This window comes from Flintibacter sp. HCN-6482, from assembly GCF_037892565.1.
GTDB lineage: Bacteria > Bacillota > Clostridia > Oscillospirales > Oscillospiraceae > Lawsonibacter > Lawsonibacter aceti.
The window spans coordinates 82983-101582 of sequence record NZ_JBBKBK010000003.1; the positions used below are offsets into that span (position 1 = coordinate 82983).

19 protein-coding genes are annotated in these 18600 nt (G+C 56.3%); 14 read left to right on the forward strand and 5 right to left on the reverse strand.

Translation table 11 applies throughout. The features are described from left to right. The 3 genes from WKS99_RS09990 to WKS99_RS10000 all read right to left on the reverse strand — a co-directional run bounded on the left by WKS99_RS09990 (nucleotide 1) and on the right by WKS99_RS10000 (nucleotide 3800). Nucleotides 1-1620, reverse strand: a complete 1620-nt coding sequence (locus WKS99_RS09990; protein ID WP_340405882.1) for an ABC transporter ATP-binding protein — start codon at nucleotides 1618-1620, stop codon at nucleotides 1-3. A gap of 212 nt (nucleotides 1621-1832) precedes the next feature. Further along, the gene (locus tag WKS99_RS09995; RefSeq protein WP_147572574.1) at nucleotides 1833-3143 is read right to left on the reverse strand and encodes a BMP family ABC transporter substrate-binding protein; all 1311 of its coding nucleotides are present in this window, start codon (nucleotides 3141-3143) and stop codon (nucleotides 1833-1835) included. Nucleotides 3144-3224: 81 nt separating this feature from the next. Then, nucleotides 3225-3800 carry a xanthine phosphoribosyltransferase gene (locus WKS99_RS10000; RefSeq protein WP_147572573.1) on the reverse strand — a complete coding sequence of 192 codons (576 nt, stop codon included), beginning with the start codon at nucleotides 3798-3800 and terminating at the stop codon, nucleotides 3225-3227. Nucleotides 3801-4230: 430 nt separating this feature from the next. Between WKS99_RS10000 and WKS99_RS10005 the strand changes: the two genes are divergently transcribed. Then, the gene (locus tag WKS99_RS10005; protein ID WP_147572571.1) at nucleotides 4231-4707 is read left to right on the forward strand and encodes a hypothetical protein; all 477 of its coding nucleotides are present in this window, start codon (nucleotides 4231-4233) and stop codon (nucleotides 4705-4707) included. 46 nt (nucleotides 4708-4753) lie between these two features. On the opposite strand, the gene gap is transcribed toward WKS99_RS10005, so the two are convergent. Further along, nucleotides 4754-5773 carry a type I glyceraldehyde-3-phosphate dehydrogenase gene (gene gap / locus WKS99_RS10010; RefSeq protein ID WP_340405883.1) on the reverse strand — a complete coding sequence of 340 codons (1020 nt, stop codon included), beginning with the start codon at nucleotides 5771-5773 and terminating at the stop codon, nucleotides 4754-4756. Nucleotides 5774-6087: 314 nt separating this feature from the next. Next, nucleotides 6088-7332: a dicarboxylate/amino acid:cation symporter gene (locus WKS99_RS10015; protein ID WP_435321447.1), complete on the reverse strand. Its 1245-nt coding sequence runs from the start codon at nucleotides 7330-7332 to the stop codon at nucleotides 6088-6090. Nucleotides 7333-7725: 393 nt separating this feature from the next. On the opposite strand from WKS99_RS10015, the gene WKS99_RS10020 reads away from it, so the two are divergent. The 13 genes from WKS99_RS10020 to WKS99_RS10080 all read left to right on the forward strand — a co-directional run bounded on the left by WKS99_RS10020 (nucleotide 7726) and on the right by WKS99_RS10080 (nucleotide 18597). Then, nucleotides 7726-8535, forward strand: coding sequence for a ParB/RepB/Spo0J family partition protein (locus WKS99_RS10020; protein WP_340405884.1), 810 nt, complete (start codon nucleotides 7726-7728; stop codon nucleotides 8533-8535). A gap of 222 nt (nucleotides 8536-8757) precedes the next feature. After that, nucleotides 8758-9513, forward strand: a complete 756-nt coding sequence (locus tag WKS99_RS10025; RefSeq protein WP_147572564.1) for a ParA family protein — start codon at nucleotides 8758-8760, stop codon at nucleotides 9511-9513. 120 nt (nucleotides 9514-9633) lie between these two features. Next, nucleotides 9634-10527 (forward strand): ParB/RepB/Spo0J family partition protein, encoded by an 894-nt coding sequence (locus WKS99_RS10030; RefSeq protein ID WP_147572562.1) that lies wholly within the window; start codon nucleotides 9634-9636, stop codon nucleotides 10525-10527. Next, nucleotides 10520-11143 (forward strand): hypothetical protein, encoded by a 624-nt coding sequence (locus tag WKS99_RS10035; RefSeq protein WP_186853208.1) that lies wholly within the window; start codon nucleotides 10520-10522, stop codon nucleotides 11141-11143. The genes WKS99_RS10030 and WKS99_RS10035 overlap by 8 nt, the downstream gene beginning before the upstream one ends. Nucleotides 11144-11315: 172 nt before the next feature. Continuing rightward, on the forward strand, nucleotides 11316-12617 hold the full coding sequence (gene serS, locus WKS99_RS10040) for a serine--tRNA ligase (protein ID WP_240288860.1): 1302 nt from the start codon (nucleotides 11316-11318) through the stop codon (nucleotides 12615-12617). 222 nt (nucleotides 12618-12839) lie between these two features. After that, complete coding sequence (gene mscL, locus WKS99_RS10045; RefSeq protein WP_262669562.1) at nucleotides 12840-13274, forward strand: large-conductance mechanosensitive channel protein MscL; 435 nt, start codon at nucleotides 12840-12842, stop codon at nucleotides 13272-13274. A 1-nt stretch (nucleotide 13275) separates the two neighbouring features. Beyond that, the gene (locus WKS99_RS10050) at nucleotides 13276-13644 is read left to right on the forward strand and encodes a hypothetical protein (protein ID WP_186853211.1); all 369 of its coding nucleotides are present in this window, start codon (nucleotides 13276-13278) and stop codon (nucleotides 13642-13644) included. Between the two features lie 24 nt (nucleotides 13645-13668). Further along, nucleotides 13669-14382 carry a 16S rRNA (guanine(527)-N(7))-methyltransferase RsmG gene (rsmG, locus tag WKS99_RS10055; RefSeq protein WP_340405885.1) on the forward strand — a complete coding sequence of 238 codons (714 nt, stop codon included), beginning with the start codon at nucleotides 13669-13671 and terminating at the stop codon, nucleotides 14380-14382. 105 nt (nucleotides 14383-14487) lie between these two features. Next, on the forward strand, nucleotides 14488-15222 hold the full coding sequence (locus WKS99_RS10060; protein ID WP_147572549.1) for a nucleotide-binding protein: 735 nt from the start codon (nucleotides 14488-14490) through the stop codon (nucleotides 15220-15222). Between the two features lie 173 nt (nucleotides 15223-15395). Further along, nucleotides 15396-15812: a methylglyoxal synthase gene (locus WKS99_RS10065; RefSeq protein WP_147572547.1), complete on the forward strand. Its 417-nt coding sequence runs from the start codon at nucleotides 15396-15398 to the stop codon at nucleotides 15810-15812. Between the two features lie 333 nt (nucleotides 15813-16145). Further along, on the forward strand, nucleotides 16146-17513 hold the full coding sequence (gene hisS / locus WKS99_RS10070) for a histidine--tRNA ligase (protein ID WP_340405886.1): 1368 nt from the start codon (nucleotides 16146-16148) through the stop codon (nucleotides 17511-17513). A 48-nt stretch (nucleotides 17514-17561) separates the two neighbouring features. Beyond that, nucleotides 17562-18047: a hypothetical protein gene (locus WKS99_RS10075; RefSeq protein WP_340405887.1), complete on the forward strand. Its 486-nt coding sequence runs from the start codon at nucleotides 17562-17564 to the stop codon at nucleotides 18045-18047. A 109-nt stretch (nucleotides 18048-18156) separates the two neighbouring features. Further along, nucleotides 18157-18597: a hypothetical protein gene (locus tag WKS99_RS10080; protein WP_340405888.1), complete on the forward strand. Its 441-nt coding sequence runs from the start codon at nucleotides 18157-18159 to the stop codon at nucleotides 18595-18597. Nucleotides 18598-18600: the final 3 nt, after the last annotated feature.

Here is an 18600-nt window from a genome sequence, read left to right on the forward strand (position 1 = left end):
TCAGTCCTCCTTCCTCCGGCCGCCGTCCTCCTGGGCCTCCAGCTCACGCAACTCCTGGTCGGTGATGTTGGTGTCCCGGGCAATACCGGCGGGCTTATCCTCATACTTATTGGTCAGGTCCAGGGCGCCAGTCATCATCAGACCCAGCTCCTCCTTGGTCGTCTTGTGAGCGTGGACCACGCCCATGACCTTACCGTGGCACAGTACCATGATCTTGTCGCACAGGGCCAGCATCACATCCAGATCCTCGCCCACGAACAGGATGCCTACCCCATCCTGTTTCTGCTGGTTCAGGATGTGATAGATGGCGTAGGACGAATTGATGTCCAGACCACGGACCGGATAGGCGGTTATCAGGACATTGGGGCCCGCCTTAATCTCCCGGCCCAGCAGCACCTTCTGCACATTTCCGCCCGACAACCGGCGTACCGGGGTTTCTGTTGAGGGAGTGACCACGCCCAGCTGCTCAATCACCTGTTGAGCGGCGGCCCGGCCCGCCTTCCAATCCACAAAGGGGCTCTTGTTCTCACCATAATTTTTCAGGAGCATATTGTCCGTAATGGACATGGAGGGGGCCAGGCCCATTCCCAGCCGGTCCTCGGGGATAAAGGACATGGAGATGCCCTTCTCCAGAATAGCCTTGGGGGGCAGGCCCACAATATTGTCCCCCTTGTGAATCATCAAGCCGGACTGGATAGGCCGCAGGCCGGCGATGGCCTCACACAGCTCCTTCTGGCCGCAGCCGGCGATGCCTGCCACTCCCAGAATCTCCCCTCCCCGGATGTAGAAGCTCACCTTGTCGATGGCCACGGCGCCCTCGTCGTTTTTGATGGTCAGATCCCGGACTTCCAGCAGGGGCCGGGTTTTTTCCACCACAGGCCGTTCAATATTCAGGTCAATTTTCCGGCCTACCATCCACTCGGTCAACTCCTGCTCGTTGGTGTGAGCGGTGTCCACGGTGGTAATATACTCCCCCTTGCGCAGGATGGCTACCCGGTCGGAAATGTCCATGACCTCGTTGAGCTTGTGGGTGATGATGATGATGGAGTGGCCCTCCTCCTTCATCTTCCGCAGCACAGCAAAGAGCTTGTCAATCTCCTGGACTGTCAGCACCGCGGTAGGCTCGTCCAGAATGATGACCTTAGCTCCGTAATAGAGCACCTTGATAATCTCCAGGGTCTGCTTCTCCGACACCGCCATGTTCCGGACCTTTTTTCTGGGGTCGATGTCAAAGCCGAATTTTTTGGCCATCTCCCCGATCTCTCCGTACCGAGCCCTGTTTAGCCCGATACCGGCCCTCTCCTTGCCCATCCAGATGTTATCGGCCGCGGAGAACACATCCACCAGCTTGAAGTGCTGATGGACCATACCAATGCCCAGCCGCTTAGAATCCTCCGGGGAGTTAATGGCCACAGGTATCCCGTCCATCAGGATCTGGCCCCGGTCAGGCTGGTAAATACCAGACAGCATATTCATCAGGGTGGTCTTGCCCGATCCGTTTTCCCCCAGCAGGGCCAGAATCTCCCCCTGGCGCAGGGTCAGATCTACGTCCTTGTTGGCCACCACACTGCCAAAGGTCTTGGTGATGCCCTTCATTTCAATGACATATTCCGACGCCATGGAACCACGCTCCCTCTTTTGTACTACAAATTGTTATCTTTCTCTCTTATATTACATATCGTATCCAGGCAATCCAATACCGCTGGCCTGTGCTCCCTGGGCCGGAGGTTCCGGACCAGGGAGCACAGGCCAAGGGCCATAAGCTCTAAAAACCGGGCCGGCCGGTGGCCGGCCCGGTTTTTCGGGTCTTAGGGGATATTCGTTCAAAAAGCTCAGGCCACTACGACACCCTTGACAAAGTAGTTCATAGTGCCGGTGATGACGCCGTCCTCCACAGACTCGCCGCCGGCGGGCACGATCTCGGTGTTGGCGGGAACCACCACCTGGCCGTCCTTGGTCTCGTCCCGGTCGCTGGTGACCAGAGCGTCGTCATACTGCTCCACGGCGGCCTTACCGTCAGCGACTGTGACCTTCAGCTTTACGCCGGAGAACACGTCCCAAGCGCCGGAGACGATAAGCTCACGGACCTGGTCAATGGCGTCCTGGGTGCCGGCAGCACAGTTGTCACTCAGAGGGGACACATCTACAAAGCCTTCAGCCAGACCGCCGTACCAAGCTTCGCCGCCCATCTTCTCCACGAACTGGGAAGCATCGCCTTCACAGGCCATGGCAGTCTCGATTGCCAGCTTGTAGTAGACATCCCAGTTCCACACAGGGGCAGTCAGGTGGGCGTTGGGGGCGTCCTTGGTCATGTCGGAGTTGTAACCGCAGCCAAACACGCCGGCCTTCTCCGCGGCCAGCTGAGGCTGGGCAGAGTCACAGTGCTGGGCGATGACACCGCAGTTGTAGCTGTTAATCAGCTCCTCGGCAAAGGCGTACTCGTTGACCTCGTCGAACCAGTTGCCCAGCTCCTTCACATAGACAGTGGCGTCGGGGTTGACGGCCTGGACACCCAGGGCAAAGCCGTTAATGCCGGAGCAGGTCTCAGCGTACTCAGTGCCGTAGGCGGACACATAGCCCACATTGTTATTGTTGGTCTCCAGGCTCTTCAGGCCAGCGGCAATACCGGCCAGGTAGCGCGCCTGATAGATACGGCCAAAGTAGTTGTTGTAGTTGTTGGGGTTGCTCATATAGCCAGTGGCGTGAGAGAAGATCACATCGGGATACTCCTCAGCCTTGTCGGCCATGGCATTCAGATAGCCGAAGGAGATGCCGAAGATGATGTCGCAGTCCTCGCCCACCAGGGTATCCACGGCGGTGGCCACGTTCTCATAGTCCTCGGTGATCTCGTCCTGGATGATGAGCTGGGTGTCGGGGTCCATGCCCAGGGCCTCCATGGCCTTGGTAATGCCGTTGTGGTGGGCATAGGTGTAGCCGGCGGTGTCGTTCTTGCTGTTGATGTAGATAGCGCCCACCTTAAAGTCGCTGACGTCGGTGGTCTGGGAGCCGCCAGCCTGGCTGCTGCTGGTGTTGGACTGGTTGTTTCCGCTGGTGGCACTGTTGCCGCCGTCGCCGCTGTTGCCGCAGGCGGCCAGGGACAGGACCATGGCCATTGCCATAGCCGCCGCAAGGATCTTCTTCATCGTTGTGTTATCCTCCTTAGTTTTTGGTTGCTCTTTTCATTCCTCGGATGGTACATATATTAAAACCGGATGGCTCCGGCTTTAATCCGCGAACTCCACACCGTTTTCCTCACTCATAGCCTTGACTCTGGCCAGGGACTCCACCCGCACGCCCTGGGCGCGGAGCCGGTCTCCACCGGGCTGGAACGCCTTTTCAATGACGATCCCCGCCCCGGCCAGCTGTGCCCCGGACTGCGCCACTATGTCGATCAGTCCCTCCAGGGCGGCACCGTTGGCCAAAAAGTCGTCAACGATAAGCACCTTGTCCTGGGGGCCCAGAAACTTTTTGGACACGATGACCTGATAGATCCGGCCGTGAGTAAAAGACTCCACCTGGGTGGCAAAGACCTCGCCGTCAATATTTTTGGTCTGGGTCTTTTTGGCAAAAATCACCGGACAGTGAAAAAACTGCGCCGTGATACAAGCGATCCCGATGCCGGAGGCCTCGATGGTCAAAATCTTGTTCACGCCGCAGTTGGCGAACCGGCGCTGGAATTCTTTGCCAATCTCCTCAAAAAGGGCAATATCCATCTGATGGTTCAGAAAACTGTCCACCTTCAGCACATCGTTCCCCTTCACGATCCCGTCCTGACGGATCCGCTGCTTGAGAAGCTCCATTTCCAGTCCCCGTCCTTTCCTCGAAAATGACAGTGGCCCGAAAATACGGGCCACGCTACTTCTTGATATACATTCATTCTACAAAAAATTTTCGTCCCCTGCAATCCCTTTTTTAAATTTTTTCTCTTGCGCCTTCCACAATTTTTTCTCTGTTTCTCCCCAGCTTTCGTCCTTTTTCACCAACCACGCCTTCTTTTGCCCCGACTGTCCCGTTCCACAGGAGAAAACGGGGCAATACGGTACCGCTTGAAATACAGGCTGACAAAGTTTCAGCCGACATAACCAAGTGCAGCATCTTTTTTCAGTCGGTAATCCTGCACAATTTTTTTTAAAATCTTCTTGATATTTAATGCAACCTGAACTATAATAAAACTATACACAGCCCCTTTCACCCCAGTCTATTTTATTTAAAGTATAGGAGGAAACGTCCATGGGTTATCCGAAAACTGGAAATGAGGTTTATGTCAGCTTTTCCCTGTCAAATACAATGTTCTCCGGCATTGGCAAAGGGACCATTACCAGAGAACTGGTATCGGTAGATTATCTAAAGGACCTATTCCAAAAATACGGGGTCATCGTATCGGCCAAGCCGGAACAGCGCCGGCTGCTGGAACTGGTGAACGAGGCCTACGGCCTGGGTCTGGAGATTCCTGACACCCTGAAGCTGGCCCGCCTGTCTGAAAAGAACCGCCGTCTGGTCCTCATTTCCGTCCAGGGCCTGAAGCGAGTCAACGGCTCCCTCCTCCCCTCTTATAGCGAGGAGGAATTCCAGGAGGCCACTTTTGAGTTTGTCAAATACTATGTCCAAAGCCGGCACTACGACGATCTGGTGGCGGAGAACAACAAGCTGAAAAGCGACTTGGAATCTGAGATTGCCTGGCGTACCAGAACGACCGCTGACGAGTAAAACAAAAAAGAGCCGCCTGCTGGTTTCCCGGCAGACGGCTCTCCTTTTAGGAACGGTCCACGCGGTACATATGGGAAATCAGGTCCAGCACTTTATTGGAGTACCCCCACTCGTTATCATACCAAGCGATCAGCTTGACAAAGCGGTCATCCAGCATGATACCCGCGGTTTCGTCCAAAATGGAGGTGTGGGGATTGCCAATGATATCGGAGGACACGATCTGATCTCTGGTATAGGATAGGATTCCCTTCATGGGGCCCTGGGCGGCCACATGGACAGCATGGCATATATCCTCATAGGTGGTGGGTGTCACCAGGCGGGCGGTCAGGTCCACCACGGATACATCATTGGTCGGGACACGGAAGGACATCCCGGTCATTTTGCCCTTCAGCTCCGGAATGACCAGGCCCACCGCCTTGGCCGCCCCGGTCGTGGAGGGAATGATGTTGCCAATGACAGAGCGGCCTGTCCTCCAATCACGCCCCGCTCTGGCGTCTACCGCCTTCTGCTTGGCTGTAGAGGCATGGATGGTGGACATAAGGGCCTGCTCTATCCCAAAATTGTCCTGGATGACCTTAGTCAGAGGCGCCAGACAATTTGTCGTGCAGGAGGCGTTGGATACTACATCCATATCCGCGCTATAATTCCAGTGGTTGACGCCCATGACAAAGGTGGGCGTCATTTCATCTTTGGCCGGAGCGGTAATGACCACTTTTTTTGCCCCGCCCTGAAAATGGAGGGAGGCCAGCTCTTGGGAGTTAAAGGCCCCGGTGGATTCTACGATGTACTGTGCGCCGCACTCGCTCCATGGGATCTGCCCCGCGTCGCTCTGACTGAATACCCGGATCCTGCGTCCGTTTACAATCAGGTCGCGGCCATCATGCTCCACCGTCCCCTGAAAGGTGTGAAACACTGAATCATACTTCACCATGTACTCCATGTAGTCCAGGTCAGCCTTACGCAAATTGATGCCGCACAGGTCAAAGTCGTCCCCTCGCTCCAAGATGATTCGGAGTACAACCCTTCCAATCCGTCCGAATCCATTGATCCCAACTGGAATACCCATTTTACATCATCCTCCATTTTACTTTTCAATAAATACTAAAAAATATATATTTAGTATAGCTTTCATTATATATCTCTTTTCTAATTTGTCTATATAATTAAATAAGTTTTTTCTAAATAAATATTTTTGTTGCTTAATTATATTATAAAATAACATAATTATTATTTAAATAAAAATCAAATTTTTTCTGGCTTGTTTAAAAAGTAAGAGGGAGCCTCTCCCAAAGGAGGGGCTCCCTCTTATTGTTCCATTGGCGCGCCAGCTTTGTGGATCGGGCGGCCCTCACCGCCTCTCCAGGCACAACGCGGAAAAAATCAGCGGACCACGCCCTGCGTCTTGGCAGTCTTACGGTCCTCCATCTTGGACACGATGACCGCACAAGCGGCATCGCCAGTGATGTTCACTGTAGTACGGCCCATATCGAAGATCCGGTCGATCCCGGCCACCAGAGCGATACCTTCGATGGGGATATTGACGCTCTGAAGAACCATGGCCAGCATGACCATGCCCGCCCCTGGTACGCCGGCGGTACCGATAGAGGCGAGGGTAGCGGTGAGCACTATGGTGACCATTTGTCCCAGGCTCAAATCAATGCCGAAGGCCGTGGCGATAAAGATGGCACAGACGCCCTGGTAGATGGCGGTACCGTCCATATTGATGGTGGCCCCCAGGGGCAGGACAAAGGAGGCCACCTCACGCCGGGCACCCAGCCGCTCGGAACACTCCAGCGTAAAGGGCAGCGTCCCTACTGAAGACGCGGAGGAAAAGGCCATCATCATAGCCGGGGCCATGTAAGCAAAGAATTTGAGAGGGGACACTCCGCCCAAGGTGCCCACGGTTAGGGAATAGACCAGGACGGCATGGAGGATATACCCCACATAGGCCACCAGCAGCACCGCCACTAGGGATGCTAGGATCTCCGGGCCGTTTTCCACGATGACCGGACAGATCAGGCAGGCGACACCAATGGGAGACAACTTGATAATCAGGTCCATAATCTTCATGGACACCTCATTGAAACTGTCCACAATCTGGGCGGCCACCAGCCCCTTCTCTCCGGCCAGCAGGATACCGAAGCCCAACAGCAAAGAAATGACGATGACCTGAAGCATAGAGGCATTGGCCAGCGGCGTGATTGGGTTGGCGGGGAAAATATCCACAATGACCGACATAATGCTTTTTCCCGCTGGGGGTTCATAGCTCAGGCCGCTGGTCTCCAAGGTCGTAAAGAGGCCGGCCCCCTTCGCCACGCTGGCCAGCGTTAGGGCCAGCACCACCGCAAAGGCTGTGGTACACATATAATATACCACTGTCTTGCCACCTACCGAACCCACGCGGCTGATGTCCTGCATCGAGATGACTCCGGCAGCGATAGAAAACAGGACGATAGGCACTACAATAAATTTCAGCAGGTTCAAAAAGATGTCGCCCCAGGGCTTGATATAGCCAATGGCGATCTGCCCTCCGTCAGGGACCGCCATCAGTATCAGGCCCGCGGCAATACCAGCCACTAAGCCGACAAAGATCCAAAAGGCAAGAGGCAGTTTTTTTGTTTTCATAATTCTCCTTCTCCTTCCCTATCTTCCCTTATACTTTCGCAAGGATTTTCCAGAAATAAAACGGCCGTAATCATACATACAACGGCATTGGACCCGGCCCTCTCCCTCTCTCCTTCCTCTTATTTCCCTCATCCCCGCTTTTTACAGCACTTTTTGTTCTGCTTTCATTATATACACCTCGCTTTGAATTTACAAGGTATTCTCTTCCTCTCCTTTTATAATTGTGCAAGTTTCCCATATCAATCATTCATTTTTTATCTATTCAGTCAGCCTTTGACCCTCCCTCTGAAATTTTTACGGATTTTTTTCTGCCCCTCTGTGTTTTCGACCTATTATTTACCATATTTTGGTAGAATATGGGTGTGAGAACTTGACAGAAAGGCGGTACCTATCATGCGGCTGCTGCCCAAAAAAGGTATATTCGACAGCGGGCGTGTCCTATTCCTCCCTGTGGACTCAATCCTTCCCAATCCTGACCAGCCCCGCACGTTGTTTTCCCAACGCGAACTAGAGGAACTGGCTGACTCCATCCAGTCTATGGGTATTTTACAGCCACTTACTGTGCGCCGCCGGGAGGGCGGCTGGGAGCTGGTGGCTGGCGAGCGGAGGCTGCGTGCGGCCAAGCTAGCCGGTCTGCGGGAAGTGCCCTGCCTATCCATCCAGACAGACGGTCAGTCCTCCTCCCTGCTGGCCCTGGTGGAGAATCTCCAGCGGCGTGACCTGGATTTTTGGGAGGAGGCTCTCGCCCTGCGTAAACTCATTGACACCTATCACATCTCCCAGGATGAAGCCGCCCGGCGTTTGGGTAAGAGCCAGTCCGCTGTGGCCAATAAGCTCCGGCTGCTGAAGCTGGACCCGGCGGTCCTCACAATCCTGCGGGAAGGTGGATGCACCGAGCGTCACGCTCGCGCCCTGCTCCGTCTGGAGGACCCGGCCCAGCAGCGGGAAGCGGCGCAGCAGGTGACCGAGCGTTCCCTGACCGTGGCCCAGACAGAGAGTATGGTGGAGGCCATGCTCTCCTCTCCCTCCTCCGGCCCTAAAAAGAAACCCACGTTTATTGTCAAGGATGTCCGGCTGTTTTTAAATACCATCAGCCGTAGTCTGGATCTGATGCGCTCTGCCGGCGTCAACGCCTGTTGCCGCAGAGAGGACACCGACGAGGAGATTTTACTTACCATTCACATTCCCCGAAGGGCCACATGACGCCCTCCCCCCTTTTTGCCCCGTGGGCTTTTGATCCTGAGCCCACGGGGTTTTTGCGCCCAGATGGCCCTGATGTTTCACGTGAAACATTAGGCACTCATTTTTTGTGGGAAAGGACAGAGAAAAAGCGGAAAAGCAGTTGAAATCCCGGTGCCCGATTGATATAATAAGATGCTGTACCGCCCCTTCGGGGGCATTTTCATCGCTGCTAAGGAGGCGCTCATGGCCAAGATCATCGCTGTCGTCAATCAAAAGGGTGGAGTAGGCAAGACGACCACCGCTGTCAACTTGTCCGCCGCCCTCCATGACCTGGGCAAGCGGGTGCTGCTATGCGACTTCGATCCCCAGGCCAACTCTACCTCCGGCATGGGTGTAGATAAGAATACCGCTTCTCCCAATATCTACGATGTGCTGATCAATGGGGCCGAGCCGGCCAAAGCAGTGGTCCGGACCAGATATGGCGATGTTCTCCCCTCTAACAAGGCGCTGGCCGGAGCGGGCATTGAGATGATCGCCATCGACAACCGGGAGAGACTGTTGAAAACCGCCCTGGACGCCCTGTCCGGGGACTATGACTATATATTTATCGACTGTCCCCCTTCTCTAGAGCTGCTTACTGTCAACGCCCTGTGTGCCGCCGGCTCCCTGTTGGTCCCGGTCCAATGCGAATACTATGCCCTGGAGGGGCTTAGCGACCTCTTGGCCACAGTGCGGTTAGTCAAGCGGGGATTGAATCCCGCCCTCTCTCTGGAGGGGGTTCTGCTCACCATGTTCGACAGCCGTACCAACCTCTCCCTTCAGGTAGCGGAGGAGGTCAAGCGCCACTTCCCTGGCCAGGTATACGCCACCGTTATCCCTCGGAACGTCCGCCTCTCCGAGGCACCCAGCCACGGCAGACCTATCTCCGCCTATGATCCCTATTCTCGTGGCGCGGAGGCCTACCGCCTGTTGGCGGATGAGATCGCATCCAAGCGCTAACCTTATAAAAGAGTACGGAAAGCGGAGCTTTCGAGGTTCTGCTGTGTGGTCGTCCGGCTCTTATGAATCAATATCGTTCCTCTCCGCACCCGATGTTTTACTCTGGAAAAGGAGTTTATTATGGCAAAACGAACCAAAGAACTGGGGCTGGGCCGTGGTCTTAACGCCCTGTTGGGCGACCCGGACCTCCAGCCCCAAGGCGAGGGCTCTGTATCCCTGCCCATTTCCCAGGTGGAGCCGGGACTGAACCAGCCTAGAAAGCGATTTGACGAGGCGGCATTGGCCGATCTCACTGAATCTATCCGAGTCCACGGCATTATTCAACCCCTTACGGTTCGGCGGCTGTCCTCCGGCTACTATCAGATTATCGCCGGTGAACGCCGGTGGCGGGCGGCCAAGGCCGCCGGGCTGGCCGAGGTGCCCGCCGTCATTATTGAGGCGGATGACCGGAAGGTCATGGAGCTGGGCCTGATTGAAAACCTCCAACGGGAGGACCTGAATCCGGCCGAGGAGGCTCGAGGCTATCAGGTCCTGATGGATGAATATGGTCTGACCCAGGAGCAGGTAGCTCAACAGATGGGCAAGTCCCGACCCGCCATCGCCAACACTCTGCGCCTGCTGGCTCTGCCGGATGAGGTGCTGGCGCTTCTGGAGGAGGGCATTCTTTCCGCCGGGCACGCCCGAGCCATTCTAGGCGCCCCCACCGCCGCCATTCAGAAGGAGGCGGCCCAGCGGGTAGCGGAGGGTCAGCTCTCTGTGCGCCAGACCGAAGCGCTGGTCAAGGCTCTTCAAAAGGAGCGTAATGAAAAGCCGAAGGCCGTCGGCCCCGACCTCTCCCTCTACCTGGGAGATCTGGAAAAGGACCTATCCGGCCGGCTGGGCCGGAAGGTGAAGATCGCCCACAAAGGAAAAAAGGGCCGGATCGAGCTGGAGTACTATGATGACCAGGACCTGGAAGCTCTCTTGACCCTGCTTCAGAGCCTCCACCGGGAAGGAGGTGGTGGGAATGGATGAGGAAAAAGATCAGCAGGTAGGACAGGCCCCCCAGCCTGATTCACAGGATCTCCCCCCCTCTCCCGCCAAACGTGGGGACAAACCCATGACCAAGGGACAGCGGCAGCGCCGCCAGCGGTCGGTATTCCAATATATAGCTATCCTCTTTGCCGCCGCCTTCTTGCTGTTGCTGTACTCTTTCATGATGGAGCGGCGGCAATATCAGAGTTATCTGGAGCAAAACCAGGAGCAAATCGACAGCCTTCAGCAGTCCGCATCCGCCGTTCAGCGGTTGGATGCCCTGTACGAGGAGAATGCGAAGTTGAAGGAGCAGGTAGCGGACCTGGAGGAACAGTTGGCGGATGCCAATGACCAGTTAGATGTGCTGCCTGATGTTATCAGCCACCAGGAACATGTGCTCTCTGAAACCTGCCGCGCCCTAGACCACTTCTGGCAGATTGACGAGGCCTATGTTCGGGGGCGTTATTCCCTTTGTCGTGAGTTAATTCAGGAGATGGAAGCCACAGAAAATGGGCAGACACCGCTGAAAGACTATCTCCCTAAGGAGAGCACCACTGACAATGGCCGTTTTTCTCCCTATGACCGCTATCTGGAGATTTACGAGGCTCTTTATTAGGGCACTTGCTCTACCCTCAAGCTGAGGCCGAGCGCCAGGGAAATCTGTTTTGTGACTTAGAGACATGGGCGTTGGATCAGGAAAGCCCGCCAAGTCACTCCTTATCAAACTGACTTTCCCCCTGGAACGTTTCACGTGAAACATTACACTTAAATAAAGGAGAACGTATAAAATGTTAGATATTCGATTTGTCCGCGAGAACCCCGATGCCGTCAAAGAAAATATCAAAAAGAAATTCCAGGAGGCCAAGCTGCCCTTGGTTGATCAGGTCATTGCCCTGGACGAGGAGAACCGGGCCGCCGTTAGCGAGGCCAATGAGCTCCGCGCCAGCCGCAACGCCCTGTCCAAACAAGTGGGTATGCTCATGGGTCAGGCAAAAAAAGATCCCTCCAAGCTGGAGGAGGCGGAGGCGGTCAAGGCCCAGGTCAAGGCCAACGCCGACCGTCTGGCGGAGCTGGAGGCCAAGGAAACCGAGCTGGCCGCCCAGATCCGCAAGATCATGCTTCAAATCCCCAACATCATCGATCCCTCCGTCCCCATTGGCCCCGACGATTCCGCCAACGTAGAGGTAGAGCGGTTTGGGGAACCCAAGGTACCGGACTTCCCTATCCCCTACCACACTGAAATTATGGAGTCCTTCCGCGGCATCGACATGGACGCCGCCGGCCGGGTATCGGGCAACGGCTTCTACTATCTGCTGGGAGACATCGCCCGGCTGCATGAGGCAGTGCTGGCCTATGCCCGAGACTTTATGATCAACAAGGGCTTCACCTTCTGTATCCCTCCCTTTATGATCCATGGCAACGTGGTGGAGGGCGTCATGTCTCAGACTGATATGGAGGCCATGATGTACAAGATCGAGGGGGAGGACCTGTACCTCATCGGCACCAGCGAGCACTCCATGATCGGCAAATTTATTGACCAAATCATTCCTGAGGAATCCCTGCCCCAGACGCTCACCTCCTACTCCCCCTGCTTCCGCAAGGAGAAGGGCGCTCATGGCATCGAGGAGCGGGGTGTCTACCGCATCCACCAGTTTGAGAAGCAGGAGATGATCGTGGTCTGCCGGCCTGAAGACTCCATGGACTGGTACGAAAAGATGTGGCGCTACTCCGTAGAGCTTTTCCGCTCCCTGGACATCCCCGTGCGACAGCTGGAGTGCTGCTCCGGCGACCTGGCCGACCTGAAAGTCAAGTCCTGTGACATTGAGGCCTGGTCTCCCCGCCAGCAAAAATATTTTGAGGTGTGCTCCTGCTCCAATCTGGGTGACGCCCAGGCCCGCCGCCTGAAGATGCGGGTCAAGGGGGAAAAGGGCACCTATCTGCCCCACACACTGAACAACACAGTGGTAGCTCCGCCCCGTATGCTCATCGCCTTCCTGGAAAACAACCTCCAGGCCGATGGCTCCGTGGTCATCCCCCAGGTCCTTCGTCCTTACATGGGTGGTCTGGAAGTCATGGTGCCTGAAAAGTAATTTAGCGATTGGGATATTCTATTTTGCAATATTTTTATTATATATTACAATTTGTATTGACCGTTCTGGAGCGATTTACAGCACGTCTTACCCTACCCCAAGTCATTTGGACCGCCGAAAATGGCTCCAGACGGGTCGCAGGCTTCAAACCGTTGCGGCCCAACGGTTTCCAGGTTCTCCCCTTTCCGGTAGGCCCATTCAGCAGATAGGAGGAAAGCAGGCATGAAAAAATTTTTGGAAGAATTCAAGGCCTTCGCTATGCGGGGCAATGTAATGGACATGGCCGTCGGCGTGGTCATCGGCGGCGCCTTTGGCAAGATCTCCACTTCCCTGGTCAATGACATCATCATGCCCCTAATCTCCATGATTACCGGCGGCATAGACTTCTCTGACTGGAAGCTGGTCCTCAACGAGGCGGTGATCGATACCCAAGGCACTGTCGTCACCCCCGAGTTGGCCATCAACTACGGCAACCTGATCTCGGTGATCCTGGACTTTATCATCATCGCGTTCGCCATCTTCTGTGTCATCAAGGCCATCAACCGGCTCCATAAGAAGCCGGAGGAGGTCCCCGTCGAGGAGCCCGCTCCCCCGGAGCCCAGCGCCGAGGAGAAGCTGCTCACCGAGATCCGTGACTTATTAAAGGAGAGATCCTAAAATGTCCGAGGAAAAGCTCCCGGAGGAGCATAAAGGGGAGGACCGGGGATATACCCCCGCTTCTCCCCTGAAAAGGACCATGGCCTGGATCGCCCTGGCCTATGTGCTCATCCTCTTAGCCCTGACCACCTACTACTTTTACACCGGCACTACTTTGGGTAATCTGGCCCCCTTGCTCACCGTTCCCGGCCTCATCGGCTTGGGGGCGCTGGCTCTGGTGAGCTGGCGGTCCACTGGTCGGCCACGCAAATGGCTCGCCATCCTGCTGGCTATTTTGTGCTGGCTGGCTGCCCTGGCCACTCTGCCCATCGGCATTGTGGGCCTGCTGTCAAACTTCAGCGGGTTCGGCATCATTGCGTCAGTTTTCTGATCCCTGATTCTGGAGGAAGCAACCATGCGTGATATCATCGCCGCCGGCCTGGAGGAGCTGGGCCTGTCCCAACGAGTCCCACCGGAGGCACCGGAGCTGCTGGAGGCCTACGGCCGGGCGCTGGTGGAAAAAAACCAGGTCATGAACCTGACCGCCATTACCCAGCCCGACCAGGTGGCCCGGCTGCATATGCTGGACTGCGCAGCCCTGCTCAACTACGTCCACCTAGAGGGGAAAACGCTTCTTGACGTAGGTACCGGAGCCGGATTTCCCGGTCTCCCCTTAAAGATCCTCTGCCCCACCCTGGAGGTTACTTTACTGGACTCCCTGAGCAAGCGGGTCCGCTGGCTCCGTGAGGTGTCGGAGCAGCTTGGTCTGTCCGGTGTCACGGCCATCCACGCCCGAAGCGAGGAGCAGGCCCTGGTTAAAGGCTTTCGGGACTCCTTTGACTTTGTTACCGCCCGGGCGGTGGCCGACCTGCGGCTGCTGGCCGAGCTGTGCCTCCCCTTTGTGAAAGTGGGCGGCGTGTTCCTGGCCATGAAATCGGTGGACTGCGGCCCTGAAGTGGAGGGCGCCGCCCATGCTATCAAGCTGCTGGGTGGCCGGGTCCGGGACCAGGCGGACTATCAAATTCCCGGCACAGAGATCACCCACCGGGTTGTGGCCATTGAAAAGGTTGCTCCAACGCTCAAGGGCTATCCCCGGCGCTGGGCAAAAATTCAGAAAGAGCCGCTCTGACGAAAAGGCCTAAAAAAAACAGGTTTTAGACGAAAATTTTTTGTGAAATAGTTGACGAAATCCCAAATTGTGGGTACACTTGATTTGGTGAGTTAGGAGGTTTTTATGGGAACTGTCATTGCCGTCACCTCCGGGAAGGGAGGGACTGGAAAGACCTCCATCACCGGCGGCGTAGCCGCCTCCCTTGCTCTGATGGGCCACACGGTACTATGTATCGACATGGACATCGGCCTGCGTAATCTGGACATCACCCTTGGTCTCAGTGACCGGGCCCTGATGGACTTTTCTGACGTGGCGCTGGGCCGCTGTCCCCTGGCGAGAGGGGCTGTGGACCACCCCGATGTGAAGGGGCTGTCCCTACTCACTGCCCCTATGTCCCTGTCCCCCAGTCTGACCATCGACAAGGTCCGGGCCATGCTGGATACCGCCCGGGGGCAATATGACTACATCCTCATTGACTCCCCCGCTGGACTGGGGGCCGGCTTTCGGCTGGCCATCTGCGGAGCCGACCGAGCTCTGGTCATCGCTACCAATGATGCCTCCTCTTTGCGGGACGCCCAGCGTACAGTCTGCGAGCTGGAGAGTATCCGCCAGGTCCACCTGATCATGAATCGTATCCAGCCCAAGCTCCTCCGGAAGCTGCGGGCCACTATCGACGATGCCATGAACACCGCCGGCCTGCCTCTGATTGGGGTGGTGCCGGAGGACGATCAGGTCATGCTGGCCGCCAACCTGGGCCAGCCCTTGACCGCCCAGGGGCGACGAGGCGCCGCCCTGGCCTGCTGGAACATTGCCCTCCGTCTGGACGGCAATCAGGTTCCCATCATGCGCATCCGGTAACCCCCCTGGCCAAGACGCGCCCCTTGCCAGAAAAAATAGGAAGTATAATGGAAATACCCCGCCTACAGGGGTCCGTTTCCACAGGGCGGCCTACGGAAAAATAGATCGGTATTTTACGTTGGCCCCACAAAGACTGGCGGCAAAGTCTCCGCCGGAGAAGGAGGTAACGCCTTATGAATATCGCGATCATGAGCCATACCAAAAAGCAGGATCTGATGGTCCAGTTCTGCACCGCCTACTGCGGCATCCTGTCCAAGCATACGGTATGCGCCACCAACGCCACCGGCCGCATGGTTATGGAGGCCACCGGCCTGCCCGTCAACCTGTTTTTATCCCATGAGCATGGTGGGATCGAGCAGATCGGCCAGCGCATCATTTATAATGAGATTGACCTGGTGCTGTTCTTCAACTCGCCTCTGGATAACGAGATGGATCAGAGCGTCCTCTACATCTCCCGGCTGTGTGACCAGCACTCCGTGCCCATGGCCACCAACGTGGCCACCGCCGAGCTGCTCATTCACGGGCTGGCCCGGGGCGACCTGGACTGGCGGGAGGGCATGAATCCCAATCGGGTCCCCTTTGCCCTATAAGGCTTGACTTTTCTTCCCCGCTGGGGTAAGATCGATAAATCACCGTGATGACGGCTCATTAGTATTCGGTATGTCGCCCAACAGAGAGGGGCCCCTTGGTTGAGAGGGCCCTAGGGTCCGGCTCCGGAGAAGACAGTGCCACCAGCGGGCCCGGAGACGGGTGCGGTCCCCTTCCCGCAACAGAAGGTCAGAGGGACGCCGGAGGCGTCTGAAATTGGGTGGCACCACGAAGCGTTCCGCGCTCTCGTCCCAATCATGGGAGGAGAGCGTGTTTTTTATTCTAACCAGCCAATCCCATTACTTCATTTCCACCAAAGAAAGGATCTTGATACCATGAGCAAAGTACAGCCCCGCACCCTGTCCGGCTTTATGGAGCTGCTGCCTCCGCAGCAAGCCCAGTTTGAGCGGATGGCGGCCATTCTGCGCGAAACTTACTCTCTCTATGGCTTCACCCCCTTGGATACCCCGCTCATCGAGTCTAGCGAGGTACTGCTGGCCAAGGGAGGAGGAGAGACAGAAAAACAGATCTACCGCTTTATGAAGGGGGACACGGATCTGTCCCTCCGCTTTGACCTGACCGTTCCCCTGGCCAAGTATGTAGCCCAAAACTATGGCCAGCTCACCTTTCCCTTCCGCCGCTTCCAGATTGGCAAGGTCTATCGGGGAGAGCGGGCCCAGCGGGGCCGATTCCGGGAGTTCTATCAGGCGGACATCGACGTTATTGGCGATGGCAAACTGGACATCTCCAACGAGGCGGAGATCCCCGCCATCATCTATCAGGCCTTTTCCAAAATGGGCCTGCGGCGCTTCCAGATCCGGGTGAATAACCGGAAGATCCTAAACGGCTTTTACGCCATACTGGGGCTGACGGACAAGTCCGGAGACATCATGCGCACCGTGGACAAGCTGGACAAGATCGGCGGGGAGAAGGTAGCCGCCCTCCTCACCGGGCAGGACATCGGCCTCACCCAAGACCAGGCCGATGAGATCCTGAAATTCATCGCCATCAAGGGCTGTAACGGAGAAGTTCTTGCCGCTCTGGAGGGCTATCGGGGCCGTCACGCGCTCTTTGACACTGGACTGGACGAACTGCGGACCGTCACAAAGTACTTGGCCGCCTTTGGCGTGCCGGAGAGCCACTTTGCCGTGGACCTGACCATCGCCCGTGGGCTGGATTACTACACCGGAACCGTCTACGAGACCACCATGCTGGACCATCCGGAAATCGGTTCCATCTGTTCCGGCGGCCGATATGATAACTTAGCGGAATATTATACCGATAAACAACTCCCCGGAGTGGGAATTTCCATCGGCCTGACCCGCCTGTTCTTCGTTCTGGAGGATCAGGGCTATCTGAATCAGGATCTGAACACCGCCCCCGCCGACGTGCTCATCCTGCCCATGACCGAGGACCTCTCCCCCGCCATCTCTTTGGCTACCACCCTGCGGGATGCCGGTATCCGTACCCAAATCCACGGGGAACAGAAAAAATTCAAGCAGAAGATCTCCTATGCCGATAAGCTGGCTATCCCCTATGTCGTCTTTCTGGGAGAGGACGAGATCCGCGCCGGCGTGGCCGCTGTCAAGGATCTGCGTACCGGCGAGCAGGTGAAGCTGCCCTCCGTTGAGGCCGTGGCCCATATCCAAAGTGGGTTGGAACAGCTGAATCGGGGCACACCCATCCGGGACTGGGAGAGATAAGCCGTCCACTGATCAGATCTTCCTCTCCGCCACAAAAGGGAGGTCACCATGAAAGCTGTCAAAAAGCGTTCTCACACCTTATTCCTGGCAGGCAGTCTTCTCCTGGCGTTATTTTTAGGGTTTCGGTGGCTGGATCGATCCAGAGAGTTTTCCTCCCTCCTTCCGTTTTCTCTCCAGGAAGTCACTGCGTGCTACGCTACCCTCGAATGTTTCTATCTGGACGACCCGGCTCAGGAGAAATCTCTCCACACCCAGCTCACCCAGGCACAGACCCAGGATCTTCTGGAGCAGCTCTCGCAATCCGCCTACCGGCGGGAGGGCTCCGCCAGCGGGCTCTCCACGGAAACAAACTCTCTGATCCGGATCTATCTCCACACCTCCGGCTCCAGTCACTCGGAGCTGATGCTGAACGGAGAACTCCTGCTGGTCAACCCCCTTACCTATCGGGGCGATTCCGTTGCCTACCGCCCGGAAGGGGACAGTCTGGCCCAATACCAGGCACTTTCGGCCTTTTTGCAGTCGTGTATGGAGTAACGCACCCGACTCTAAGCAGCCCCTCCCTGCCCGGGGCCCTGGATGGCGGAATTGCAGTCTACCTACTTTCTGAAGGAATAAAAAAGATGAAGAAAAAAGCCTTTTTTCTTTGGTCATCCTGGTACTTGTCATGGCTGCCGGAACGCTATATTGTCTGATGGGGCAGACTACCTTTGACAATGCTTTTCAGGGCTATGATATAGAGCCGCCCGCAATACCGACAGATTCTTTCACTGTGGTTCGCCAGGGTACTTTCCCCGGCTTCAGCGATACCCCTGTCACCTTTGATGAGGGACAGAACTATCGGGAACTTCTAACCGCTCTCCGGGGGCAGGACTATCTCCCCTTCCCCTCCCTGCCCGGGGCCCCGGACGGCGGGATTGCAATTTACTATCTTTCCGGCTGTACCCCGGAGTGCATGGCCTACTGGGACGGCACCTTTCTCTGGCTGCCGGCCTCAGCGCCAGGGAGGTGGAACCGCTTTCTTCCCCTTCCGCCCCACTCGCTGGGGGAACAGCTGGAGAAGATCAGCGCCGGCCAAACCCCATAGAAC